The sequence below is a fragment of the Devosia sp. 919 genome, from assembly GCF_013185965.1.
Taxonomy (GTDB): domain Bacteria; phylum Pseudomonadota; class Alphaproteobacteria; order Rhizobiales; family Devosiaceae; genus Devosia.
In genome coordinates this window covers 2,063,201-2,087,707 of sequence record NZ_JABAOL010000001.1, presented here as the reverse complement: position 1 = coordinate 2,087,707, position 24,507 = coordinate 2,063,201, and the positions used below count along the sequence as shown (strand labels likewise).

Below are 24,507 nucleotides of genomic sequence, written 5' to 3'. Positions count from 1 at the left end.
CAAGGGCCAAGCTCAGCCAGCCGGTGCGCTCAGTGCGCGCAGCACCCCCGGAAGCAGCCCCGGCAGGTCTTCGCTCAGCATGCCGGGGCCACCAAAGTGGTTGGCAGCTTCAGCGTGCAACCACACGCCGGCCGCCGCCGCTTCCCAACCGGGCATGCCCTGCCCCATCAGACCAGCAATCATCCCCGCCAGCACATCGCCTGAGCCCGCGGTTCCGAGCCAGCTTGGTGCATTGGCATTGATCACAGCCCGCCCATCCGGCGCCGCCACCACCGTATCGCTGCCCTTGAGCACGACGACAGCGCCTGATTGTGCCGCAGCAACTCGCGCCCGCTCGAGCTTCCCACCAGCCAATTGCCCAAACAGGCGCTCGAACTCACCTTCGTGCGGTGTTACCACCACTGCCCGCTCCGGATTGGCCCGCACTGCCGCAAACAGTCGCTCGGGTTCATCGGCAAAACTGGTCAACGCATCGGCATCCAGCACTGCCGCAGCGCCCGAGGCGAGCACGGCCAGCACATTGTCCGCAGTTGTTGGGCCCACCCCTGCTGCTGGCCCCGCCACCACGGCATTGATCCGCTTGTCCTCCAATAATTGCGCCAATGCCTGCGGGTCCGCGGCCGGCTTGAGCATGATGGCGGTGACATGCGCCGCATGCACCGCCAGCGCCTCGGGCGTACCGGTCAGCGACACCAGCCCCGCCCCGGCACGGAAGGCCCCCAGCGCTGCTAGGCGCGAAGCCCCGGTTTGCAGCGGCTCGCCCGACACCACCACGCAATGGCCGCGGTGATATTTGTTGCCCGCCGGCTCATCCACCGGCAGCGACCAAAGCGTTGGACCATTCTTCCAGGTCTGCGCAGCGATGGGCCCCAGCACAGCCTCGGGGATGCCGATATCGCCCAGCACCGCCTCGCCGCAAAGCGCTCGTCCGGGCAGCAGCAGGTGACCCGGCTTGAGCCGGAAAAAGGTCACCGTCGTTTGCGCCTTGATGGCGATGCCGCGCACGGCGCCCGTCGCACCGTCAACTCCACTCGGAATGTCGATGCTCACCACCGGCAACCCGCTGCCGTTGACGATTTCAAAGAGGCTATGCAGTTCGCCGGCCACATCGCGATCAAGCCCGGCGCCGAGCACCGCATCCACGATGAGGTCGGCTTCCGAAATGTCGCTTGGCGAGGGCCGCTCGATGCGGCCGGTCCATTGCGCCGCCATTTGCGCCGCATCGCCCCGCAAGGCTTCGCGCTCGCCCAGAAGGCGCAACTGCACCGGCCAGCCGCGCTGCTTGAGCAGCCGCGCGACCACAAAACCATCGCCACCATTATTACCGGGGCCGCACAACACCAGCACCGAGCGCTGGTAGTAGCGCTCGACGATTGCGTCAGCCACCGCCTGCCCTGCAGCTTCCATCAGCCGCAGCGTCTTGATCCCCGCTTCGGCGGCGGTTCGGTCGGCCTCGCCCATTTGCCGCGGTGTAAGCAAAACATCGGGGTGGGCGCTGGTCATGGTGCGGCTCATGCGGGCTGGTGGACAGGCTGACAAAAAAGCCGCCCCGAAGGGCGGCTCTGGTGAAGGGCTGCGCCCTTAGTGATGGTGCTCTTCGGGGACATCGTCCTCGTCGGCCTGGATCAGCTTGGCCAGTTCGGCGCGGGTCATGGTCTGCTCGGTCTGCTCGGCCAGGCCCATGACATAGTCAACGACCTTGTTCTCGAACACGGGAGCACGAAGACCGGCCAGTGCCTGCGGGTTCTTGCGGTAGTAGTCGTAGACCTGCTGTTCCTGGCCGGGGAAGCGACGCACTTCGGCAATCAGCGCCTGCTGGTGCTCTTCGTCGGTGACATTGACTTCGTTCTTGTTGCCGATTTCGGCGACAACCAGCCCAAGGCGCACGCGACGCTCGGCGATCGTGCGATACTGCTCGCGCGCGGCTTCTTCCGTGGTGCCTTCGTCTTCGAAGGACCGACCGTGGTGCTCGATTTCGTGCACGACGCGGTTCCAGATCGTGTTGAATTCGGCATCAACCAGCTGGGCAGGAACGTCGAACTTGTGGCCTTCGTCCAGGGCATCCAGGATCTGGCGCTTGACGTGCTGACGGCTCATCGATTCCAGCGCGGACTGCATCTGCGACTTCACAGCGTCACGCAGTGCGGCAACATTCTCGAGGCCGAGGCGCTTGGCGAACTCGTCATCCAGCTCGCCGGTGTTGGGGCCATCGATATGCAGCACGGTGACCTCGAAGGTCGCCTTCTTGCCGGCCAGTTCGGCGCTCTGGTAATCCTCAGGGAAGGTGACCTCGATCTCGCGGGTCTCGTTCTTCTTGAAGCCGATGAGCTGCTCTTCAAAGCCGGGGATGAATTCGCCAGCGCCAACGGTAAGATGGGCGTGGTCGGACGTACCCCCTTCAAAGGGTTCGCCGTCAATCTTGCCGACAAAGCTCAGTCCCAGCCGGTCGCCATTTTCCACAACGGCGTCGTCGCCCTTGTCGGTGTAGCCGCGGTTCTGGGCAAAGACGCGGTTGACCTCGGCGTCGAGCTCTTCTTCGGTGATCTCGACCACTGGCTTGACCAGCTTGATGCCATTGTGGTCAGACAGCTCAACCGGGGGCAGGATCTCGTATTCAACTTCAAACGCCAGGTCGGCCTTGCCGTCGAGCACGTCGTTGATCACGGCCTGATCGTCGGGCAGGTCAACCTTGGGCTGGGCAGCCGCACGCTCGGAGCGCTCTTCGAGCGCATCGGACACGGTGGTGTTGATGGCGTCGGTCATCACTTCAGACATGGCCGAGCGGCCATACATCTTGCGCAGGTGAGACATTGGCACCTTGCCGGGACGGAAGCCCTTGATGTTGGCCTGGCCCTTGAGCTCTTCGAGCTTGGCATCAAGGCGCGTCACCAGGTCCTGGGCTGGAATGGTCACGCTCAACTTGCGCTTCAGGCCCTCATTGAGGGTTTCGGTAACCTGCATTCGGTCTTCATCCCGTTTTGATTGGTTTGGGCCAGAGAGTATATGGTGCGGGTGAGAGGGGTCGAACCTCCACGCCTTGCGGCGCTGGAACCTAAATCCAGTGCGTCTGCCAGTTCCGCCACACCCGCTAAAGTCCCGCTGGCCGGGTTGCGCGAGGGTCTAGCCTAAGATGAAACGGCAGTCAAAGCTTGATTGCGGCCGTTGCGGGCTCGGCTCGCCCTCTTGCGAACCTGTCGCCTGCCCACTTTTTGTGCATGGAGCATGAAAACTGCTCATATCCCGACCCTTCTCGTCCGCTTTCCCCATAGGTTTCGCCGCAAAGGACGGCAAAAGCTTACGTTTTGGGCTTTCCCTTTGGGTTGGCACGGGTCATGCATACTGTGAGGCGGTACCAGCCTATCGTAGCAAGTGGAGGCACACGTGAAAAAGATCGAGGCCATCGTAAAGCCGTTCAAGCTGGACGAGGTCAAAGAGGCCCTGCAGGAAGTCGGCCTGCAAGGCATCACGGTGACCGAAGCCAAAGGCTTTGGGCGCCAGAAGGGTCACACCGAACTCTATCGCGGCGCCGAATATGTGGTGGACTTTCTGCCCAAGGTCAAAGTCGAGGTCGTGTGCCCCGACGAGCTGGCCGAGAAGGCAATCGAAGCGATCCGCAATGCAGCACAAACCGGGCGCATCGGCGATGGCAAGATCTTTGTCTATTCCATCGAGCAGGCCATCCGCATCCGCACCGGCGAATTTGGCGACGACGCGCTTTAAGCAGCGCGCGAGACCATCAACCAACATCCGATCCAAACAGGGGAAGACTTAATGACTACCGCAAGCGATATCCTCAAGCGCATCAAGGACGAGAACATCAAGTATGTCGACCTGCGCTTTACCGACCCGCGCGGCAAGCTGCAGCACGTCACCATGGACGTGAGCGTCGTCGATGAGGACATCTTCGAAGAAGGCACCATGTTCGACGGCTCCTCGATCGGTGGCTGGAAGGCCATCAACGAGAGCGACATGGTGCTGATGCCCGATCCGAACTCGGCCTATATGGACCCGTTCTTTGGTGCATCGACCCTCGCCATCAACTGCGACATTCTCGATCCCCTGACCTACCAGCCCTATACCCGCGATCCCCGCACCACCGCCAAGAAGGCCGAGGCCTATCTTAAGGCGTCCGGTATTGGCGACAGTGTCATGTTCGGCGCCGAGCCCGAATTCTTCATGTTCGACGATGTGAAGTATTCCAATACCCCCTTCAAGGTTGGCTTCGAGGTCGATCATCCCGAGCTACCGTCCAACAACGACACCGCCTATGAAGGCGGCAACAATGGCCACCATATCGGCCTCAAGAAGGGCTACTTCCCCGTGCCGCCGCTCGACAGCGCGCAGGACATCCGCAGCGAAATGCTCGCTGCAATGGCCGACATGGGCGTTGTGGTTGAAAAGCACCACCACGAAGTGGCTTCTGCCCAGCACGAACTCGGAATCAAGTTTGCCCCGATGATCAAGGCTGCCGATGACGTACAGATCTACAAGTATGTCATCCACCAGGTTGCCAACGCCTACGGCAAGACCGTGACCTTCATGCCTAAGCCAATCTTTGGCGACAACGGGTCGGGCATGCACTGCCATCAGTCGATCTGGCGCGACGGCAAGCCGCTGTTTGCTGGTGACCAGTATGCCGGCCTCTCGATGGAAGCCCTGTACTACATCGGCGGCATCATCAAGCACGCCAAGGCCATCAACGCCTTCACCAACCCCACCACCAACAGCTACAAGCGCCTGGTGCCTGGTTTTGAAGCTCCGGTTCTGCTGGCCTACTCGGCCCGTAACCGTTCGGCCTCTTGCCGTATCCCCTTCGGTCAGTCGCCGAAGTCCAAGCGTATTGAGATCCGCTTCCCCGATCCGCTGGCGAACCCATACCTGGCCTTCTCGGCCATGCTGATGGCTGGCCTCGACGGCATCAAGAACAAGATCCATCCCGGCGATCCGATGGACAAGGACCTGTACGAGCTGCCCCGGCAGGAGCTGATGCAGATCCCGCATGTTTGCGGCTCGCTGCGCGAAGCCCTCGACAGCCTCAACAAGGATCGCGAGTTCCTGCTGGCTGGCGGCGTCTTCGACAACGATCAGATCGACAGCTATATAGAGCTGAAGATGACCGAAGTGATCAAGTTCGAGCAGACCCCCCATCCCGTCGAGTACGAGATGTACTACTCGGCCTAAGCCGAACCCGGAGAAACAGGAAAGGGGCCGAAAGGCCCCTTTTTCTGTTATCCTCGAGCACCTGGCCCCTGCCCCTTGCTGCCCTTGGGTGGCCGCAACATCTCCTCGAGCCGATCCGCAGGCTGGATCTTGAGAAACTGTAGCGCGAAGCCCTTCTCGGTGTGACGCACGACGCGGCCGATCAGCCGACCCAATGCCACCGGTGTGCCGATGCCGGGCCTGAACGAAGCCAAGACGGCGGCACCCGAGCACGAAATGTCGGCCACGGTGCATCGCTCCTGCTCGCCGCTTGGCAGCGTCACCGTGCTTGTGGCATTTTCCGGAACAACGCGTTCAAACCGGCGGGCATCGGTGAGACCACCCTCATTCAGGCGCTTGTGCCAGATGATCTTGGCCGCAAGCCGTTCCTGGTCCTCCTGGCTGAGGTCGAACACCATCTCAAAGCCGTCCGGCGTAGAGCGGGAAACCTGAGCCGGCAGGATGCCAAAGGCGTTGAAGTAGACCGATACCCGCTCGCCTTCAAAACCCAGCACGGGGGCCTTCACGGCCGCCCCATGAGGAGAGATCGAACATAGGTGGCAGGTGAAAACCGGCAATCGCTCGATGACTTTACTGCGCCGCTCGGTGATGGCGTAGCGGCCCGGCAGGTTCGCGGTCAGGCGGAGTTCCTGACGGTCGAACACGGACTTGAGCTGTGGCACAAGCTTGTCCAGATTCGGCAGCACGGTGAAATCCTCCGCGCAGCGTCATTACTTGTGTTAACTGCGCAGAGTTCAAGTCGCACCGGCCGGCACCCGTTCCCCGCAAGTCTGGGGCAGGCTTCAGCGCGGGTTAATGCCCGCCCAAGAATAAAGCTGAAAGGCGGGGCAAGGGATCCCGCAAGGCGGGATTGCTGCACACTAGACCAGATAGAACAGCGCTGAAACTAACGCCAGGACACCCCAACGGGGGGCAGACAGATTGACCAGCCGGTACGCAATACCTGATCCGGCATAAGGCCAAACGTCGATAGCAACCGAGCTTATCGGGACCGCTTGATACGCAGTACGACAATCCCTTTGAGCTCGCATACGGCAACTCCAAACACAAAACCGTATGACCCTTGTTCTAGCAGCGCGCCTTTAAAAAAGTGCTGCCAAGAAGCAAAGGCTTGGTAAATGCGTCGCCCGATACTGGGACAACTCCCGCCCGCTATTGCGCGGGGCGCAGCCGCTCGACCGATTCGATCTCGGCAGTGCAGTAGTTGTAGTCGAGCAGATAAACCCACCCGTCGCGGGTCGCCCGCACTTGGATATGCTCGTCATAGGGTACGTTGAGGAACACATCGCTATAGCCCTGCGCCTCGACCGACTGGCGAACCTGGCGCTCATCAAGGCACAGCATCGGGCCAAGAAGAAAATCGCGTTCCTCGTCACCGAAAAAGATCCCGAACTGCGCCTGTGCCGGCAGCGGGGCCACGACCACACCAAGCGTCAAGACCAGTGCCATCAGAGTTGGCAGCGCTTTGTTCATGGCTTTACCTTCGGTCCTGTCGCAGCTTGCAGGTCAATATGTTTCACCAACGTCAACCGCCAATGGGCAGTTGCCGGGTGTTCGCTCACCGATCATTGAGGGATCTGTGGTTAAGCTCGCCTGCGGCAAGCGGCGGCTTGCGCGAGCCGTTCAGATTTCGTTCATGTACTGTTCATCTGGGGAAAGCGCCTTACATGAATGGGGCGGGCGCGCTTGCGTAACCGCAATATGGTACCAACAGTGAACACGCCGATTCGGCAGACGGGGAACATGTCGGAAGTCGAAGACCTTTTTGCAGCTGCAGCTGAGTTAGCAAGTGCACCCGCGCCTGTTGAGCGTAGCCGGCCAGCTGCGCGCCAAGCGCCCGCGCAGCACGACTATTCCGCCGCAGATATTGAGGTACTGGAAGGACTTGAGCCGGTCCGGCGCCGTCCGGGCATGTATATCGGCGGCACCGACATCAACGCCCTGCACCACCTCTTTGCCGAGGTGATCGACAACTCCATGGACGAGGCGATCGCCGGCCACGCCAGCCGTATTGAGGTCCATCTGGGCGCCGACGGCTATATCACCGTTTCCGACAACGGCCGCGGCATCCCCGTCGAAACCCACCCGAAGTTCCCCAATCGCTCGACCCTCGAAATCGTCCACACTGTCCTGCATGCCGGCGGCAAGTTCGATTCCAAGGCTTACGAAACCTCTGGCGGCCTGCACGGCGTCGGCGTTTCGGTCGTGAACGCCCTCTCGGACGACATGGTGGTGGAAGTCGCTCGCGAACAGCAGCTGCACCGCCTGCAGTTCTCCCGCGGCAAGCCCGTGGGCGAGATCCAGCACCTAGGCCGCATCAACAACAGGCGCGGCACCACAACTCGTTTCCATCCCGATCCGCAGATCTTTGGGGAAGGCGCCCGCTTCTCGGCCGCACGCCTGTTCAAGATGACCCGCGCCAAGGCTTATCTCTTTGGTGGGGTGGAACTGCGCTGGAGCTGCGACGAGGAGCTAGCCAGCGACGATGCCCCCGCTCGCGCAGTCTTTCACTATCCCGGCGGCCTGCGCGACTTCATGGCGGACCGGATCGACGGGGAAACCCGGATCGTTGACGACATTTTCTCAGGCAACCATGGCAAGCCCGGCACGCACGGCGCCACCGAATGGGCCATTGCCTGGACGCTAGGCGACGGCGGCGTTGCGTCTTATTGCAACACCGTGCCCACGCCCGATGGCGGCACGCATGAGACGGGCCTTCGGAGCGCCCTGCTGCGCGGCCTCAAGAATTATGCCGAACTGACCAAGAACAAGGCGGCCGCCAATGTGACGGCCGACGATCTGTTCGCGCACTGCAACGCCATGCTCTCCGTGTTTGTCCGGGAACCCGAATTTGTCGGGCAGACCAAGGACAAACTCGCCTCTGGTGAGGCCACCCGCATCGTTGACACGGCTATTCGTGACGCTTTCGATCATTGGCTCGCCGCCTCGCCCAATCAGGCCGGCAAGCTGCTGGACTGGGCCGTAGAACGCGCCGAAGAGCGCATGCGCCGGCGCAAGGAAAAAGAGATCGACCGCGCCAGTGCAACGCGCAAGCTGCGCCTGCCCGGTAAACTTGCAGATTGCACGCAAACTGCCGCGCAAGGGGCTGAACTCTTTATCGTTGAAGGTGATAGCGCCGGCGGCAGTGCCAAGCAGGCACGTAACCGGCAGAGCCAGGCCGTGCTGCCGCTCCGCGGTAAAATTCTCAACGTGGCAGGCGCCAGCCGGGACAAGCTCGCCTCCAGCCAGATCATTCAGGACATCATCCAAGCCCTCGGCTGCGGCACTCGTGACCGCTACCGCGACGATGATCTGCGCTATGACAAGATCATCCTGATGACCGACGCCGATGTCGACGGCGCCCATATTGCTTCGCTGTTGATGACGTTCTTCTTCCAGGAGATGCCGAAACTCATCGAAGGCGGGCACCTGTTCCTGGCCCTGCCCCCGCTTTACCGCATCAGCCAAGGGGCCAAGACGCTTTACGCCCGCGACGACGCGCACAAGGCCGAACTTATGGCCACCGAGTTTACCGGCAAGGGCAAGATCGACGTCACTCGCTTCAAAGGCTTGGGTGAGATGCCATTCGCGCATTTACGTGAAACCACGATGTCACCGAAGTCGCGCACGTTGTTGCAGGTGAAAGTGATCGACACACAAGATGCAACGAAGTTGAGCGTTGACAGGTTGATGGGCAATCGTCCCGAAGCGCGCTTCGACTTCATCCAAGAAAATGCGGCATTCGTCACGGACCTGGACGTGTAAAGCACCCAGTTAAGCTTATCGACCGCAAAGCCGTTGACTTGAAAGGGCTTTGCGCTATGGTCCGGCCCGCTGGAGCATATTCCGGCTTGCCGGCATTTAAGGCGGTCTTCAGGGACCCTTCGCTGGCGTGGCTGAAATTGTTTCAGGGCCATTCCGTCGCTTTGCAGTTCCTGCACTCCCGCCCGATTGGCCTGATGTGTGTACGCGGACGCGTTCGAGCTTAGCCCTTTTGGTCCGCAAGTGACGCAACTGTTCCGGTTCTGGGAACCGGTGCGACACCATTCCCGATGCACCGTTTCGAGCAGTTCGAACGGATCTGGCAGCGGGCAAACTTTTGAGTGGAACGACCGAATTTGAGCGACGATTTTTCCGGGCTTGGCCTGTCAACCAAGGTCACCGACGCGGTGACTGCCGCAGGTTATACCAAGCCGACCGAAATTCAGGCCCAGGCAATTCCCCATCTGCTGGAAAAGAAAGACCTGATCGGCATTGCCCAGACAGGTACCGGCAAGACGGCATCCTTTGTGCTTCCGATGTTGACGCTGCTGGAGAATGGCCGCGCTCGCGCCCGCATGCCCCGCACGCTGATCCTTGAGCCCACGCGCGAACTGGCGGCTCAGGTCGCCGAGAACTTCGAGAAGTACGGCAAGAACCACCGCATCACGATGGCCCTGATCATCGGCGGCGTTTCGTTTGAAGACCAAAACAAGAAGCTCGACCGCGGCGTGGACGTCCTGATCGCCACGCCAGGACGCCTGCTTGATCAGATCGATCGCGGCCGCATTCTGCTGACGGGCGTTGAAATCCTCGTCATCGATGAAGCCGATCGCATGCTCGACATGGGCTTTATCGACGACATCGAGAAAATCTGCTCGCGGCTGCCCGCTCGGCGCCAGACCATGTTGTTCTCGGCGACCATGTCCAAAGAGATCGAGCGTCTGACCAAGAAGTTCCTCAAGGACCCGGTTCACGTTCAGGTTTCGCGCCAGAGTTCAACGGCAGACACGATCGACCAAAAGCTGGTGAAGGTGTCGTCCAAGCCCGAAGAAAAGCGCGCCTCGCTGCGTGCTCGCATCTCCGAGGCGGAAAACCTTACCAACGCGATCATTTTCTGCAATCGCAAGCGCGATGTCGCCACCCTTGCCCGTTCGCTCGAGCGGCACGGCTTCAGCGTTGGCGCACTGCACGGTGACATGGACCAGAAGAGCCGCACCGAAACGCTCGACGCCTTCAAGAATGATCGCCTGACGCTGCTGGTGGCCAGCGATGTTGCTGCCCGTGGCCTCGATATCCCGGCCGTCAGCCATGTGTTCAATTTCGATGTTCCCGTGCATGCCGAAGACTATGTCCACCGCATCGGCCGCACCGGTCGGGCCGGGCGCTCGGGCGTGGCCTATACCTTTGTAACGCCGGCAGACAGCAAGCACCTCGATGCCATTCTGAAACTCATCCAGAAGCCCATCGAATGGCTGGATGTGCCCGAGAACGGGAAGTCCGCGCCTGAGGCTTCTGAGGAGGAGACAGAGGGGACAACCCGCACCCGTCCGCAACGCACGCGCCGCGGCGGCCGCCGACCTGCAAGGCCCGAGGCGGAAGCAGCTGCACCTGAAGAGGTGACCGGACAGCCGGCCGAAGCACCCGCAACAACTAACCCTGCTGAAGCGGAACAGCCTGCTACTGAGCCCTCGGAGGGTCGCGGCGGTCGTCGGCCGCGGCGCCGTGAGAAGGTCGAGACACAAGGTGAATCCGAGTCGAGGCAGCGCCCCAATGCGCGTCGGCCTGCGCCCGAAGACCTCGGCGTTGACCCGCAGTCCCCCTTTGGCACCGACGGCCCCATCCCGGCGTTCCTGCTCCGGTCCACGGCTCGCTAGGCTCGAGCCGCGAACAACAGCTTCGGGGTGGAAGCCCCAGAACTGTTTCATGCTTCGATTGAATCCATTAGCCCGCAAGTTTTCACTTGCGGGCTAATGGCGTTTTTGGCGCGACGGGTTTAGGTGGTGGGAAGGAGTTCCACTCCGAGCCCCTCGAGCATTTCCCAGAAAGCGGGATAGGTCTTGCTCGTGCAGGCGGGATCCATGATGGTGACGTTACGGATCATCAGACCCGCCAGGGCAAAGCTCATGGCGATACGATGATCATGATAGGTCTCGATGCGTGCAGGCAGCGCCTGACCGGCTAAGCCCGGGTCTGCATTGACCACAAGATCATCCCCCTCCTCTACCGCTAACCCGGGGCGAATACGGTTAAGCTCGTTCGCGATCGCGCGGATACGGTCGGTTTCCTTCACGCGCAGATTGGCGATCCCGACAAAGCGGACAGGCGTCCGGTTGAAAGCCGCCACGACGGCAAGCGTCGGAACAGCATCCTGCATCTGCGAACCGTCAATCACTGCGGGCATATCGGGGTACTGCGCGAGCACGGCGCGGGCGGAAGCGTCGGGCTGCGTGAAGGCTTCAGCGGCGACGCCAAGGTCGATGCTCCCCTTGGTCAGGGCTTCGATGCCCCACAGGTAAGTGGCAGCCGAAGCGTCAGGCTCAACCTTGAAGTCGATTGCCTTGTAGCCGGTGGGTTGAACCACCCAGGCCCCCTCCCCCTGCTCGGCCACGTCAGCGCCGAAGGTCCGCATGGCAGCGAGGGTGAGATCGACATAGCCGCGCGCACCAATGTCCGCACCGGCAAGCGCAACCTCGATTGGGCCAGAGCCGAAGGGCGCAGCCATCAACAAAGCCGAGACATATTGGCTAGAAAGGGATGCGTCGATCTCCACTCGGCCTTTGCCGAACTGGCCCGTGCCGTTGATGGTGACCGGCGGGCATCCGGTAGGTGCCGATGCATCGATACCGATGGACTGCAGCGCTTCAACCAGTGGCCGAATGGGCCGGAGGCGCATGTCCTCGTCACCATCGACAACGACAGTACCGTTGATCGTCGCTGCGGCAGCAGTGAGGAAGCGCGTCGCCGTCCCGGCGTTGCCAAGGAACAGGGGTTCCGCTGGGGCCTGAAGCCGCCCGGAACTGGTCACAAGAAAGGTGGTTGGATCGGGTTCGTCCACAAGGACGCCCATCTGGCGAAGAGCTACCGCCATTAAGACAGTGTCCTTGCTTTTCAGCGCGCCGGTGATCCTGCTGGTGCCCTTCGCCAGCGCAGCCAGCAACAAGGTTCGATTGGTGATGGACTTGGAGCCGGGGGGCGAGACCCGACCGTTCAGCGGGCGATCTGGGGGGACGATGGTGAGGGCGGGTGGGAGTGGATGGCGCATGACGCCGCTGTTAGGCCATCAGCGATCACGATGCAATCGCACACAACCTTTAGCTCAACGGCGGCAAAGCCCGCGTCAGGCTCCGGCCCGCGCTTCGGCGATTGCCTTGAGGTCCGCGGGCTTGAGGGTAACGCTCTCACCGCAGCCGCAAGCGCCAGTCTGGTTGGGGTTCTTGAAGGTGAAGCTCGAGCCCATCTTGGTCTGCTCGAAGTCCATGACAGTGCCGAGGAGGTACATGGTGGCTTTGGGGTCGACCCACACGTCCACGCCATGGTCGCTCACATGGTCGTCGCCTGGTACCGGCTCGGAAACATAGTCCATCGTGTAGGACACGCCAGCACAGCCCGCGTTCTTGATACCCACGCGCAAGCCGACAACGGGCTTCTCAGAGTCTTCGATGATCTCCGCGATGCGCTCGGCAGCGGCATCGCTCAAGGACATGATCTTGAAGGGCATGGGGCAGCGACCTTTATCGGTGTTTCACGATATATAGACCCTCACGGTCCGGATTACCACCAGTTCAACGCCACTTGCGCTTCTTCGCTCATGCGGGAGGCATCCCACGGGGGATCAAACACCATGTTGACGGTGACATCCTGAACCCCTTCCACAGCGCGGGCGGCGTTCTCGACCCAGCCCGGCATTTCGCCGGCCACCGGGCACCCAGGCGCGGTCAGCGTCATGTCGATGGTGAGGTTGCGGTTGTCATCCAGATCGACCTTGTAGATGAGGCCCAGCTCATAGATGTCCACCGGGATCTCCGGATCGTACACGGTCTTGAGCGCCGCGATCAGGTCAGCCGTAATGCGCTCGACCTCACCCTCGGGAATAGCGGAAGAAACCGTGGGATTGATCCGCACGGAGGTTTCGGCAGTATCGTCGACGGCGGTAGCTTCGGCTTGGTCGGTCATAGGTGTCCTCGCGGCTTACGCGAAAAATTTCTGGGCGCGCTCGATGCCATCCACCAGCGCGTCGACATCATCGGTCCCATTATATAGGGCGAAGGAGGCCCGGCAGGTAGAGGTGACGCCGAAACGCTGCAGCAGTGGCATGGCGCAGTGGGTACCAGCACGTACCGCAATGCCGTAACGATCAAGGATCGTAGCGACGTCGTGGGCATGCGCGCCGGCAATCTCGAAGGAGAAGATGCCGCCCTTGCCTGGCGCAGTGCCTATCAGGCGCAGGGAATTGATCCGGCTGAGCCGTTCCTGGGCATAGGCGGCAACCTCTGCCTCATGGGACGCAATGGCACCGCGACCAAGGGCTTCCATGTAGTTCAGCGCGGCCCCGAGACCAATTGCCTGCACGATGGGTGGGGTGCCAGCCTCAAAGCGGTGAGGCGGCTCGTCGTAGGTCACGCCCTCAGTCGTGACCGTTTCGATCATCTCGCCGCCACCCTGATAGGGCTGCATTTCCGCGAGTAGATCATATTTGCCGTAGAGCACTCCGATACCAGTCGGACCATAGAGCTTGTGGCCGGTCATTACGTAAAAGTCAGCATCCAGATCCTGCACGTCGACAGCAGTGTGCACCGCACCTTGGCTACCATCAACCAACACGGGGATGCCGCAGGCATGGGCGATCTCGATGATCTGCTTGATCGGTGTCACCGTGCCGGTGACATTGCTCATATGCGTTATGGCAACCATGCGGGTGCGAGGCGTCAGCGAGGCCGCGAAAGCATCGAGATCAAACGAGCCGTCGTCGCGAACATCTACCCAGCGCAACACCGCACCCTTGCGCTCGCGATGGAAATGCCAGGGCACAATGTTGGAATGGTGCTCAAGCATAGACAGCACGATCTCGTCGCCTTCTCCGATGCGCGGGCCGGCAAAGGAGGCGGCGACAAGGTTGATCGCCTCGGTAGCCGAACGGGTGAAGATGATCTCCTCGGCGCGACTCGCATTGAGGAACTTTTGCACAGCGGAGCGACCGCCCTCGAAGGCCTCGGTCGCACGGTTCGCCAGTGTGTGCAGGCCGCGATGGACATTAGCGTATTCGTGGCGGAAGGCGTGATCCATGCGGTCCAGCACCTGCACCGGCTTTTGCGCGGAAGCCCCGCTGTCGAGAAACACCAGGCGCTTGCCGTGGATCTGCTCGGACAGGATCGGAAAATCGGCGCGGACTTTTTGCAGGTTGAAGGTCATGGTTCAGCTTTCGTGCGGGCATTGCACCCGCCTCGCCCATTTCGACGAATAACGAACGAGGTGTGGCACGTCCTGCGTCACACCTCGGATCAGGGCCTAGTGGCCGTTCAGCAGCCAGCCATCCACAATGCCGTTAAGCACAGTGTTGAGTGCCTCATCCTCGATAGGATCGAGCACCTCGGCAAGGAAGCCGCGGACCAGCATGGTCTCGGCCTGAGCGCGGGGAATACCGCGGCTCATCAGGTAGAAGAGCCAGTCAGCGTTCAGCTCGCCACAGGTGGAGCCGTGGCCGCAGACGACGTCGTCGGCATAGATCTCGAGCTCGGGCTTGGAGAGGATCTCGGCCTGATCAGAGAGCATCAGGCCCTGCATCATCATCTTCGCGTCAGTCTTCTGCGCGTCGCGGGCCACGACGATCCGGCCCTGGAACACGGCCTTGGACCGTCCCCGGGCGATCTGTTTGAACATCTCCTGAGAGGTCGTGTTCGGCACCGCATGGTGCACGTCGAGGGTGATGTCGCAGTGCTTGTCGTCATCCACCAGGTTGAGGCCGGTGAAATCGGCATGGGCGTTCTCACCAGAGAAACGGGCGAAGAGCTGCGTGCGCGACAAGGCGGCTCCCGAATGGATCGCTAGGGTGCGCAGGTTCGCGGCCGGCCCAATCTCATATTGATTGGTGGCGAAATGGGTCGCCGCGCGGGCCGACAGGTCAACGGTGATGTGGGTCACGTTGGCGCCGGTGCCGACAGCGAGGAAGGTCGCGTGATTGCCGATGTGAGCTTCGTTGGACCCAAGATAGGTCTCGATGACCGTAACCTTGGCGCTCTCGGCCACAAAGATCTTCACCGCACTGGCGGAATGGGCAGCCGGTCCATCGGAACGCCGATCGATATGGATGACCTGCTCGACTTCGCCGTCGATATGCAGGTTGAGGCTTTCAGGAGCAAGGGCGGTGTTGAGGTGAACCAGCACATCGTCGCGCGCGGAGAGCACATCCCCTTCCGACTTGCCGACAACGACACCCGCGGGTGCCGCCGGAGCGGCCTGCACGCGACCGTTGACGATGGTAACCTGATAAGCCCCAGCAATCCGCAGCGCCGGCGCCTCGGCAGCGTTAGCAGCCTCAGCTAGTGGCGGCACGGACCGCAACAGGCTCTTAAGATCGGTGTAGTGGTAGCTTTCGACCCGGCGGGTCGGCAGGCCAGCCGCAGTGATCCGCTCGGCCGCCGCTTCCGCACCGGCGCCCTTGAGCTGGGCGATTAGAGTTTCTTCGGCGGCACTCAGCCGCATTTGCAGGTTCTGTCGCATCTAGGCCGCCGCGGTATCGAAGTCGGCATAGCCCTTGGCTTCAAGCTGAAGCGCCAGGTCCTTGTCGCCGCTTTCAACGATCCGTCCGTCCGAGAACACATGCACGACATCAGGCACGATGTGGTTCAGCAAACGCTGATAGTGGGTGATGACGAGCATGGAGCGGTTCGGAGCCCGCAGCGCATTGACACCCTTCGAGACGACCTGCAGCGCATCGATATCCAGGCCGGAGTCGGTCTCGTCGAGGATGCACATCTTGGGCTGGAGCAGCGCCATCTGCAGCACTTCAGCGCGCTTCTTTTCGCCGCCGGAGAAGCCGACATTGAGGGGGCGCTTGAGCATCTCGCTATCAATGTTGAGATCGGCGCCGGCCTGACGCACGGCACGCATGAAATCGGGGGTGGACAGTTCCCCTTCCCCGCGCGCCTTGCGCTGTGCATTGAGCGCCGCCTTGAGGAAGGTCATGGTCGCAACACCGGGAATTTCGATCGGGTACTGGAAGGCGAGGAACAGGCCAGCAGCAGCCCGCTCAGCGGGCTCCATGGCAAGGAGATCCTCGCCGTCAATCAGAACTTCGCCTTCCGTGATTTCGTAGTCTTCCTTGCCGGCCAGCACATAGCTCAGCGTCGACTTGCCCGAGCCGTTGCGGCCCATGACGGCATGCACTTCACCTGGAGGGATCACCAGGTTCACGCCTTTGAGGATTTCGCGATCTTCGATGCGAGCGTGCAGGTTGCGGATTTCAAGAATGGGGGTAGTCACTGCAATTCTCCGGAATGGCCGGGGTCGCCCACTGGGCGCCGCCCGGATGAAATGATGGTTAGCCGACGCTGCCTTCGAGGCTAATCGAGATCAGCTTCTGCGTCTCGACCATGAACTCCATGGGCAGGTGCTGCAGCACGTCGCGCACAAAGCCATTGACGATCAGCGCCACTGCTTCTTCCTCGGACAGCCCACGCTGCTGGCAATAGAACATCTGGTCGTCGGAGATCTTGCTGGTCGTGGCTTCATGCTCGAACACCGCCGTGCCATTGCGGCTCTCGATGTAAGGCACCGTATGGGCCCCGCACTTATCGCCGATCAGCAGGGAGTCGCATTGCGTGAAGTTCCGGGCGTTCTTGGCCTTCGCATGCGCCGAAACCTGGCCGCGATAGGTGTTGTCCGAGAACCCGGCAGCGATACCCTTGGAGATGATGCGGCTGGACGTGTTCTTGCCCAAGTGGATCATCTTGGTGCCGCTATCGACCTGCTGGTAGCCGTTCGAGATGGCGATGGAATAGAACTCGCCACGCGAATTGTCGCCGCGCAGGATGCAGCTGGGGTACTTCCAGGTGATCGCCGAACCGGTTTCCACCTGCGTCCAGGAGATCTTGGAATTGTCGCCACGGCAATCGCCGCGCTTGGTGACGAAGTTGTAGATGCCGCCCTTGCCGTCCTTGTCGCCGGGATACCAGTTCTGGACGGTGGAGTACTTGATCTCGGCATTTTCCAAAGCCACGAGCTCGACCACTGCGGCGTGCAACTGGTTCTCGTCGCGCATCGGCGCCGTGCAGCCTTCCAGATAGCTGACATAGCTATCCGCCTCGGCAATGATCAACGTCCGCTCGAACTGGCCGGTATTGCGCTCATTGATGCGGAAATAGGTCGACAGCTCCATGGGGCAGCGTACGCCCTTTGGGATGAAGACGAAGGAGCCATCGGTGAAAACGGCCGAGTTGAGCGTGGCGTAGTAGTTGTCCGTGACGGGGACCACAGAGCCGATATATTTCTGCACCAGCTCGGGGTACTCGCGAATCGCCTCGGAGATCGAGCAGAAGATGATGCCAACCTTGCTCAGCTCCTCGCGGAACGTGGTGACCACGGAAACCGAGTCGATAACCGCATCAACCGCCATGCCGGGCCGCTCGACGCCAGCGAGGATTTCACGCTCGCGCAGGGGCACGCCCAGCTTGTCGTACATGGCGATCAGTGCCGGGTCGACTTCGTCGAGGCTTTTGGGGGCCGGCGAGGATTTTGGCGCCGCGTAGTAGTACATGTCCTGAAGATCGATCTCAGGATAGTGCACCTTGGCCCAGGTCGGCTCGGTCATGGTGAGCCAGCGCTGATAGGCGTCCAGACGCCATTGCAGCATCCATTCGGGCTCGTTCTTCTTGGCCGAAATGAAACGGACCGTGTCCTCGCTCAAGCCTTTCGGCGACTTGACGGACTCGATCTCGGTCTCAAAACCGTATTTGTATTTGTCGACGTCGAGCGCGAGCACCTGATCGACGGTTTCGCGATCGATGTTCTCCTTGAGCGTCGGGATGTCGTAGTCGGCCATATCGCTTCTCCTTTGCCCCACCGCGATTCAAGGTCGCCGGGAGCCGTCCAATTCCTTGCGGCCTCAGGCCGCATGTTCCTGCTTTGCCCGATGGCGCTGCAGGATTGTTTCTATCGCCGCGAGCAGAGCGTCCACCTCGGCCGCGCTCGAGTTCCAACCGAGGCTGACGCGCAGGGCGCAGCTCGCGAGTTCCGGCGCGACTCCCATCGCGGTCAATACGTGGCTGCTCGAAACCTTGCCTGACGAGCAAGCCGAGCCCGAGGAAACCGACAGACCCATCAGGTCCAGCGCCATCATGGTCGTCGCGCTCGCCATGCCGGGGATGGCAAAATTGGTGATGCTACCAACCCGGTCGGCACCGAACACCACCACCCCTGCCCCCAACCGGTTAAGGCCGTTCTCGAGGCGACTTACCAGAGCGGACGTGTCCGCTGCGGCATAAAGCTCGGGGAAAGCCGAAGCTGCAGCGCCGAAAGCTGCAATCAGCGCCGCAGCTTCGGTGCCCCCGCGACGTCCCTGCTCCTGCCCGCCACCGGGAATAAGCCGCACTTCGTCAGCATGGCTTTTGACCAGCAGGGCGCCAACACCGGCGGGCGCGCCGATCTTGTGACCGCCTACAGCCATCATATCGGGTGCCGAGGCGGCAAAATCGAGGGGCAGTTTGCCAAAGGCCTGGGCCGCATCGATAAAAAGCGTGTGACGTGTCGGCCCCACCAGAGCATTGATGCGGCTAACGGGCTGCACCACGCCGGTTTCGTTGTTGACCCAATGCAGCGCGACGAGCAGGGTTTCGTTCGCTGCGTCGGCTTGGGCCAGTTGGGCCGCGAGCTGGTCAAGGTCGATTTGGCCGTCGGGGCGCAGGCCGATAGCGCGCACCGGCAGCCCCGTAGATGCGGCCGCTTTCAGGACGGCAGTATGCTCGCCGGCACTCACCAACACTGCGCTTGCGGCAAAAGCACGCGCGCCGCCGACGATCGCTTGAGTAATGGCTTCGGTGGCGGAGCCCGTAAAAACCACCTGCCGACGCTCCGCACCGGCCAGTCGCGCGACCTGGTCACGAGCAGCCTCTATGAGATTGCGCAGCTTGCGGCCATGTCCGTGCACCGAGGAGGGATTGCCCGCAAGCTCAAGAGCGGCGACCAGCGCGTCGCGCGCCGCGGGGAGCAATGGCGCGGCGGCAGCGTGATCGAGATAGATCGCCGATTGTTTCATCAACTCGCCCTCGAGCCATGCCTCCGAGCATGGTTCACTTGCCGAGCCTGCAGGCCGCGATGACGGTCTGGGCCAAACACTTCTTGAAATTGCGCACCCACATTCTTTACAAGGGGCGCTCTCGGGCCGGAAACCCGGCGAAAACGAGTTTCGAATAATTCTAAACTGGTTTTACGAGCCATGTTTTATGGAGCGTGCGGGGCTTAGTCAAGCGCGCGCCCTGCAGAACCGATGCTCCGTCAGACCATATCAACAGAGCCGAAACGGCCGGAAAAGCAGTGTCATGCCAGAAGTGATTTTCAATGGCCCCGAAGGCCGCCTGGAAGGCCGGTACCAGCCAGGCAAGGAGCCCAATGCTCCCATCGCCATCGTGCTGCATCCGCACCCGCAGTTTGGCGGGACGATGAACAACCAGATCGTCTACAACCTCTTCTATATGTTCGCTGAGCGCGGCTTTGCGGTGCTGCGGTTCAATTCGCGCGGTGTTGGCCGTTCGCAGGGCATGTTCGACCATGGCATTGGCGAGCTGTCCGATGCGGCGGCGGCGCTAGACTGGTTGCAGACCATCAACCGGGAATCGCGGGGCTGCTGGATTGCGGGCTTCTCGTTCGGCGCTTGGATCGGCATGCAGTTGCTGATGCGCCGGCCGGAGGTCGAGGGCTTCATCTCGGTCGCGCCACCGGAAAATCTCTATGATTTCTCGTTCCTTGCCCCCTGCCCTTCATCGGGGCTGATCATTCATGGCGACAAGGACCGCGTGGCGCCGCCCAATTCGGTGCAGAAGCTCGTTGACAAGCTCAAGACGCAGAAGGGCATCACCATCGAGCAGCAGATCGTGGAAGGGGCTAACCACTTCTTCGAAGGCAAGATCGATGATCTGACCACGCGCTGCGCCGATTACCTCGATCGTCGCCGGCAGGAGATTGCCGCGGGTGGCGGGCGCTAGGCGGCTGAGTTAAGCCCCTGATATAGAAGCGGTTTGTTGATGTCGAAGTTCAAGTCTGATTTCCTGCGCGTGCTCGATGAGCGCGGTTTCATCCACCAGATCTCCGATCCGGAGGGGCTCGATGCCCTGGCCCTCAAAGGGCCGATCACTGGTTATGTCGGGTATGATGCCACCGCCACGTCGATCCATATCGGTAACCTGATCACCGTTACGATGTTGTACTGGCTGCAGGAAACCGGCCATCGGGCGATCAGCCTGATGGGCGGCGGCACCTCGATGGTGGGGGATCCCTCTTTCCGCGACGAGCAGCGCAAGCTGCTGACGGTCGAGCAGATCGAAGCCAATATCGCGAGCATCAAGCGGGTCTACAGCAACATCCTGCGCTATGATGGCCACAATCCAGCCATCATGATTAACAATGCTGAATGGCTTCTGAACCTCAACTATATCGAGTTCCTGCGCGACGTGGGCCGGCACTTTTCGGTCAACCGCATGCTCAGCTTTGACTCCGTGAAGCTCCGGCTGGATCGCGAGCAGTCGCTGAGCTTTCTCGAGTTCAACTACATGATCATGCAGGGCTACGACTTCGTCGAGCTCAACCGACGCTATGGCACCGTGCTGCAGATGGGCGGCTCGGATCAGTGGGGCAATATCATCAATGGCGTTGACCTCAGCCACCGCATGGGTGGACCGCAGCTTTATGCACTGACCACCCCGCTGCTGACCAAGTCGAGCGGCGAGAAGATGGGCAAGTCGGCCTCGGGGGCCGTGTGGCTCAATGGCGACCTCTTCAGCCCCTATGACTTCTGGCAGTACTTCCGCAACACCGAGGACGCCGATGTCGGCAAGTTCCTCAAGATCTTCACGCGGCTGCCGCTCGATGAGATTGCCAAGCTTGCAGCGCTTGGCGGGACCGAGATCAATGAGGCCAAGAAGGTGCTGGCCACCGAGGTGACCGCCATCGTACATGGCCGCCAGGCGGCTGACGAGGCGGCGGCGACGGCCAAGGCGACCTTTGAAGCCGGCGCCATCGACCTGTCACTGCCGACGGCAACGGTGTCGCGAGCCGAATTGAACGGCGGCGTTGGGATCTTGTCGGCGCTGGTGACCGCAGGACTAGCGGCCTCGAACGGCGAAGCGCGGCGGCATGTGGCTTCGGGTGCGGTACGCGTCAATGACACCGTGGTCGAGGACGACAAGCTGAGCCTGGGTGAAAACGCGCTGCTGGCCGAAGGGGTGATTAAGCTGTCCGTTGGCAAGAAGCGGCATGCGTTGATCAAGCCGGTTTAGGGCTTGCTACCAAGCCCTGCGAGCTTGAGATGGACCCCGGCTTGAGGCCGGGGTGACACCGGCGGGTGTGACCAGCTCAAGGGCTGACCTGAACAAAAAAAACAAAAAGGCCGGGATCGCTCCCGGCCTTTGTTTTTGAGCTTTTGGAGGATTACTCCTTGTCGGCCGTGGCCTTGGGCTTTTTGGGCTTGGGCAGGGCCTTAGGCTTGGCCGGGCGCGGTGGCACCGCAACCAGTTCCAGCTTGGCGTCGGCGCCTTCGCCAACGACCGCCACGGTCACCGAACCGCCATTGACGAGTTCCCCGAAGAGAACCTGATCGGCAAGCGGCTTCTTGACGTGTTCCTGGATGACGCGACCCAGAGGACGGGCACCCATGCGTTCGTCGTAACCATGCTCGGCGAGCCAATCGGCGGCTTCCGAGGTCAGGTTGATGGTGACGCCACGCTCGGCCAGCTGACCTTCCAGCTGCAGAACGAACTTCTCGACCACCCGACGGACCACTTCACGCGGCAACGGGGCAAAGGAGATGATCGCATCGAGCCGGTTGCGGAATTCGGGAGTGAAGATGCGGTTGATTGCTTCTTCGTCGTCCCCAACTTCGCGCTTGCGGCCAAAGCCGATCGGGCTCTTTTGCAAGTCCATAGCGCCGGCATTAGAGGTCATGATCAGGATCACATTGCGGAAGTCGACCGACTTGCCGTTGTGGTCCGTGAGCTTGCCGTGATCCATCACCTGCAACAGGATGTTGTAGAGGTCCGGATGGGCCTTTTCGATTTCATCCAGCAGCACGACGCAATGCGGATGCTGATCCACCCCGTCGGTCAAAAGACCACCCTGATCAAAGCCGACATAACCCGGAGGGGCACCGATCAGGCGCGACACGGTGTGACGCTCCATATATTCGGACATGTCGAAGCGCAGCAGCTCCACCCCGAGCGTGTCGGCGAGTTGCTTGGCCACTTCGGTCTTGCCGACGCCGGTAGGACCGGTGAACAGGTAAGAGCCGATCGGCTTTTCGGGCTCGCGCAGGCCCGCACGGGCCAGCTTGATCGCCGAAGACAGCGCCGTAATGGCGGCATCCTGCCCGTAGACCACGGTCTTGAGGCTCTGCTCGAGGCTGCTCAGCAGTTCCGCATCGGACTTGCTGACCGATTTGGGCGGGATGCGCGCGATGGTGGCGATGGTATTCTCGATATCCTCGACATCGATCACCTGCTTGCGCTGATCCTCGGTGAGCAGCATCTGGCTAGCGCCGGTTTCATCGATGACGTCGATCGCCTTGTCGGGCAATTTGCGGTCGTTGATGTAGCGGGCCGACAGTTCCACCGCCGCCTTGAGAGCATCGTCGGTGTACTTGATCTTGTGGAACTCTTCGAAATAAGGGCGCAGGCCCTTCACGATTTCGATGGCATCGGGGATCGAAGGCTCGTTGACGTCGATCTTCTGGAAGCGCCGCACCAGAGCGCGGTCCTTTTCGAAGAACTGGCGGTATTCCTTGTAGGTGGTCGAACCGATGCACCGGATCGCGCCGGAAGCCAGAGCCGGCTTGAGCAGATTGGAAGCATCGAGCGCGCCGCCCGAGGTTGCACCCGCACCGATCATGGTGTGGATTTCGTCGATGAAGAGCACGGCATGAGGCAGCTTTTCCAGCTCCTTCATCACGGCCTTGAGGCGTTCCTCGAAGTCGCCCCGATAGCGGGTGCCGGCCAGCAGCGAGCCCATGTCGAGCGAGTAGATCACTGCTTCCTTGAGCACTTCGGGCACGTCGCCCTCAACGATCTTGCGGGCCAGGCCTTCGGCGATGGCAGTCTTGCCGACGCCGGCATCGCCCACATAGATCGGATTGTTCTTGGAGCGGCGGCACAGCACCTGGATGGTGCGGCGCAACTCGGCATCACGACCGATCAATGGATCGATCTTGCCTGCTCGTGCCTTGGCGTTCAGATCCACGCAGAAATCTGCGAGAGCCGAACTCTTGGCGTTGTCGCCCCGCCCGCCTTCGCTATTGCCTTCACCGTCCTCGGCACCACGCACTTTGCGCTCCTCGCTGGGACCAGACTTGGTGATCCCGTGGCTGATGAAATTGACCGCATCGAGCCGGCTCATATCCTGCTGTTCGAGGAAATAAGCAGCATGGCTTTCACGCTCGGCAAAAATGGCAACCAGCACATTGGCACCGGTGACCTCTTCGCGGCCAGAAGACTGGACGTGGATTACGGCGCGCTGAATGACCCGTTGGAACGCGGCAGTGGGCCGAGCGTCCTGACCATTGGCGACGATGAGGCTGTCGAGTTCCTCATTGATGAAGTCCTCGAGATCGCTCTTGAGCGCGTCGACATCGACATCGCAGCCCGCAAGGACGGCAATGGTGTCTCGATCGTCGGTCAAGGCGAGCAGAAGGTGTTCGAGGGTAGCGAATTCGTGGTTACGCTCGCGCGCCAGGTTCATCGCCTGATGCAGAGCTTTTTCCAGTCCGCGAGAAAATGATGGCATGTGATGTTCCTATTGCTTTTCCATCACGCATTGCAGCGGATGCTGGTTCTTGCGCGCCGTATCCATGACGCGAGTGACCTTGGTTTCGGCGACTTCGTAGGGGTAGATGCCACACTCACCAACGCCCTTCTGGTGAACATGGAGCATGATGCGCATCGCGTCTTCGCGCGATTTGTTGAAGACGTCCTGGAGCACCAGGATGACGAACTCCATGGGAGTGTAATCGTCGTTCAGCAGCAACACACGATAAAGATTAGGCCGCTTGGTCTTGGGCCGAGTTTTGGTTGCGGTACCGGATTCCGCGCCGCCGGCATCCTTGTTGTCATCGCCGTCATTCGGACCGGCAGAGGTGAGCGGGCGCAGCCAAGTGGTGGCAGACGCCTCGCCGATGGGAGCAAGGAGATCGGGTAGTGTCATGGCAAGGCATCTGTCGTGAGAGAAACGAAGCAGCATGGTGGACCCATTATGTAGGAAAATTATGGGCGCTGTTAAGGGTCATCGCTTCTCATATTCGTGACCGGCAAAAAGACCTGATAAGAGGAGTTT

Annotated in this window: 20 protein-coding genes and 1 tRNA gene; 6 read left to right on the top strand and 15 right to left on the bottom strand. The window is 61.1% G+C overall.

The annotated features are described in order from the left end of the window. Nucleotides 1-12: 12 nt before the first annotated feature. The 3 genes from HRQ64_RS10185 to HRQ64_RS10175 form a co-directional block, all read right to left on the bottom strand. Nucleotides 13-1,503 carry an NAD(P)H-hydrate epimerase gene (locus HRQ64_RS10185; protein WP_172123182.1) on the bottom strand — a complete coding sequence of 497 codons (1,491 nt, stop codon included), beginning with the start codon at nucleotides 1,501-1,503 and terminating at the stop codon, nucleotides 13-15. 78 nt (nucleotides 1,504-1,581) lie between these two features. Next, nucleotides 1,582-2,961, bottom strand: a complete 1,380-nt coding sequence (tig, locus tag HRQ64_RS10180; RefSeq protein ID WP_172123181.1) for a trigger factor — start codon at nucleotides 2,959-2,961, stop codon at nucleotides 1,582-1,584. A 43-nt stretch (nucleotides 2,962-3,004) separates the two neighbouring features. Further along, nucleotides 3,005-3,089, bottom strand: a tRNA-Leu gene (locus HRQ64_RS10175). Nucleotides 3,090-3,381: 292 nt separating this feature from the next. Between HRQ64_RS10175 and HRQ64_RS10170 the strand changes: the two genes are divergently transcribed. Then, nucleotides 3,382-3,720 (top strand): P-II family nitrogen regulator, encoded by a 339-nt coding sequence (locus HRQ64_RS10170; RefSeq protein WP_035079039.1) that lies wholly within the window; start codon nucleotides 3,382-3,384, stop codon nucleotides 3,718-3,720. A 51-nt stretch (nucleotides 3,721-3,771) separates the two neighbouring features. Then, entirely contained in the window at nucleotides 3,772-5,181 is a 1,410-nt protein-coding gene (gene glnA / locus HRQ64_RS10165) for a type I glutamate--ammonia ligase (protein ID WP_127752964.1), read from the top strand. A 47-nt stretch (nucleotides 5,182-5,228) separates the two neighbouring features. On the opposite strand, the gene HRQ64_RS10160 is transcribed toward glnA, so the two are convergent. Together HRQ64_RS10160 and HRQ64_RS10155 are read right to left on the bottom strand one after the other, a co-directional pair. Further along, entirely contained in the window at nucleotides 5,229-5,906 is a 678-nt protein-coding gene (locus HRQ64_RS10160) for a PilZ domain-containing protein (RefSeq protein ID WP_172123180.1), read from the bottom strand. A gap of 466 nt (nucleotides 5,907-6,372) precedes the next feature. Then, the gene (locus HRQ64_RS10155; protein ID WP_127752962.1) at nucleotides 6,373-6,693 is read right to left on the bottom strand and encodes a hypothetical protein; all 321 of its coding nucleotides are present in this window, start codon (nucleotides 6,691-6,693) and stop codon (nucleotides 6,373-6,375) included. Nucleotides 6,694-6,963: 270 nt separating this feature from the next. Between HRQ64_RS10155 and parE the strand changes: the two genes are divergently transcribed. Both parE and HRQ64_RS10145 read left to right on the top strand, forming a co-directional pair. Further along, nucleotides 6,964-8,985 carry a DNA topoisomerase IV subunit B gene (gene parE, locus HRQ64_RS10150; protein WP_172124953.1) on the top strand — a complete coding sequence of 674 codons (2,022 nt, stop codon included), beginning with the start codon at nucleotides 6,964-6,966 and terminating at the stop codon, nucleotides 8,983-8,985. A 353-nt stretch (nucleotides 8,986-9,338) separates the two neighbouring features. Next, on the top strand, nucleotides 9,339-10,856 hold the full coding sequence (locus HRQ64_RS10145; protein WP_172123179.1) for a DEAD/DEAH box helicase: 1,518 nt from the start codon (nucleotides 9,339-9,341) through the stop codon (nucleotides 10,854-10,856). Between the two features lie 119 nt (nucleotides 10,857-10,975). On the opposite strand, the gene HRQ64_RS10140 is transcribed toward HRQ64_RS10145, so the two are convergent. From HRQ64_RS10140 to HRQ64_RS10105, 8 genes are all read right to left on the bottom strand, one after another. Then, nucleotides 10,976-12,244: a 3-phosphoshikimate 1-carboxyvinyltransferase gene (locus HRQ64_RS10140; protein ID WP_172123178.1), complete on the bottom strand. Its 1,269-nt coding sequence runs from the start codon at nucleotides 12,242-12,244 to the stop codon at nucleotides 10,976-10,978. A 75-nt stretch (nucleotides 12,245-12,319) separates the two neighbouring features. Continuing rightward, on the bottom strand, nucleotides 12,320-12,700 hold the full coding sequence (locus HRQ64_RS10135; RefSeq protein ID WP_248306954.1) for an iron-sulfur cluster assembly accessory protein: 381 nt from the start codon (nucleotides 12,698-12,700) through the stop codon (nucleotides 12,320-12,322). A gap of 53 nt (nucleotides 12,701-12,753) precedes the next feature. Then, nucleotides 12,754-13,155, bottom strand: a complete 402-nt coding sequence (locus HRQ64_RS10130) for an SUF system Fe-S cluster assembly protein (protein WP_127752958.1) — start codon at nucleotides 13,153-13,155, stop codon at nucleotides 12,754-12,756. A 15-nt stretch (nucleotides 13,156-13,170) separates the two neighbouring features. After that, a complete protein-coding gene (locus HRQ64_RS10125; RefSeq protein WP_172123177.1) occupies nucleotides 13,171-14,391 on the bottom strand; it encodes a cysteine desulfurase in 1,221 nt (406 codons plus the stop codon). Nucleotides 14,392-14,487: 96 nt separating this feature from the next. Continuing rightward, nucleotides 14,488-15,681: a Fe-S cluster assembly protein SufD gene (sufD, locus tag HRQ64_RS10120; protein WP_172123176.1), complete on the bottom strand. Its 1,194-nt coding sequence runs from the start codon at nucleotides 15,679-15,681 to the stop codon at nucleotides 14,488-14,490. An 18-nt stretch (nucleotides 15,682-15,699) separates the two neighbouring features. Continuing rightward, nucleotides 15,700-16,449: a Fe-S cluster assembly ATPase SufC gene (gene sufC / locus HRQ64_RS10115; RefSeq protein ID WP_127755211.1), complete on the bottom strand. Its 750-nt coding sequence runs from the start codon at nucleotides 16,447-16,449 to the stop codon at nucleotides 15,700-15,702. Nucleotides 16,450-16,519: 70 nt separating this feature from the next. Next, nucleotides 16,520-18,019, bottom strand: coding sequence for a Fe-S cluster assembly protein SufB (gene sufB, locus HRQ64_RS10110; RefSeq protein ID WP_127752955.1), 1,500 nt, complete (start codon nucleotides 18,017-18,019; stop codon nucleotides 16,520-16,522). 63 nt (nucleotides 18,020-18,082) lie between these two features. Continuing rightward, complete coding sequence (locus HRQ64_RS10105; protein ID WP_172123175.1) at nucleotides 18,083-19,231, bottom strand: aminotransferase class V-fold PLP-dependent enzyme; 1,149 nt, start codon at nucleotides 19,229-19,231, stop codon at nucleotides 18,083-18,085. A 283-nt stretch (nucleotides 19,232-19,514) separates the two neighbouring features. Here HRQ64_RS10105 and HRQ64_RS10100 point away from each other — a divergent pair, with 283 nt between their 5' ends. After that, nucleotides 19,515-20,177 (top strand): alpha/beta hydrolase, encoded by a 663-nt coding sequence (locus HRQ64_RS10100; RefSeq protein WP_127752953.1) that lies wholly within the window; start codon nucleotides 19,515-19,517, stop codon nucleotides 20,175-20,177. A gap of 39 nt (nucleotides 20,178-20,216) precedes the next feature. Further along, the gene (gene tyrS / locus HRQ64_RS10095) at nucleotides 20,217-21,467 is read left to right on the top strand and encodes a tyrosine--tRNA ligase (RefSeq protein WP_172123174.1); all 1,251 of its coding nucleotides are present in this window, start codon (nucleotides 20,217-20,219) and stop codon (nucleotides 21,465-21,467) included. Between the two features lie 151 nt (nucleotides 21,468-21,618). On the opposite strand, the gene clpA is transcribed toward tyrS, so the two are convergent. Together clpA and clpS are read right to left on the bottom strand one after the other, a co-directional pair. Further along, complete coding sequence (gene clpA, locus HRQ64_RS10090) at nucleotides 21,619-23,961, bottom strand: ATP-dependent Clp protease ATP-binding subunit ClpA (protein WP_127752951.1); 2,343 nt, start codon at nucleotides 23,959-23,961, stop codon at nucleotides 21,619-21,621. A 9-nt stretch (nucleotides 23,962-23,970) separates the two neighbouring features. Continuing rightward, a complete protein-coding gene (gene clpS, locus HRQ64_RS10085) occupies nucleotides 23,971-24,378 on the bottom strand; it encodes an ATP-dependent Clp protease adapter ClpS (RefSeq protein WP_172123173.1) in 408 nt (135 codons plus the stop codon). Nucleotides 24,379-24,507 lie beyond the last annotated feature (129 nt).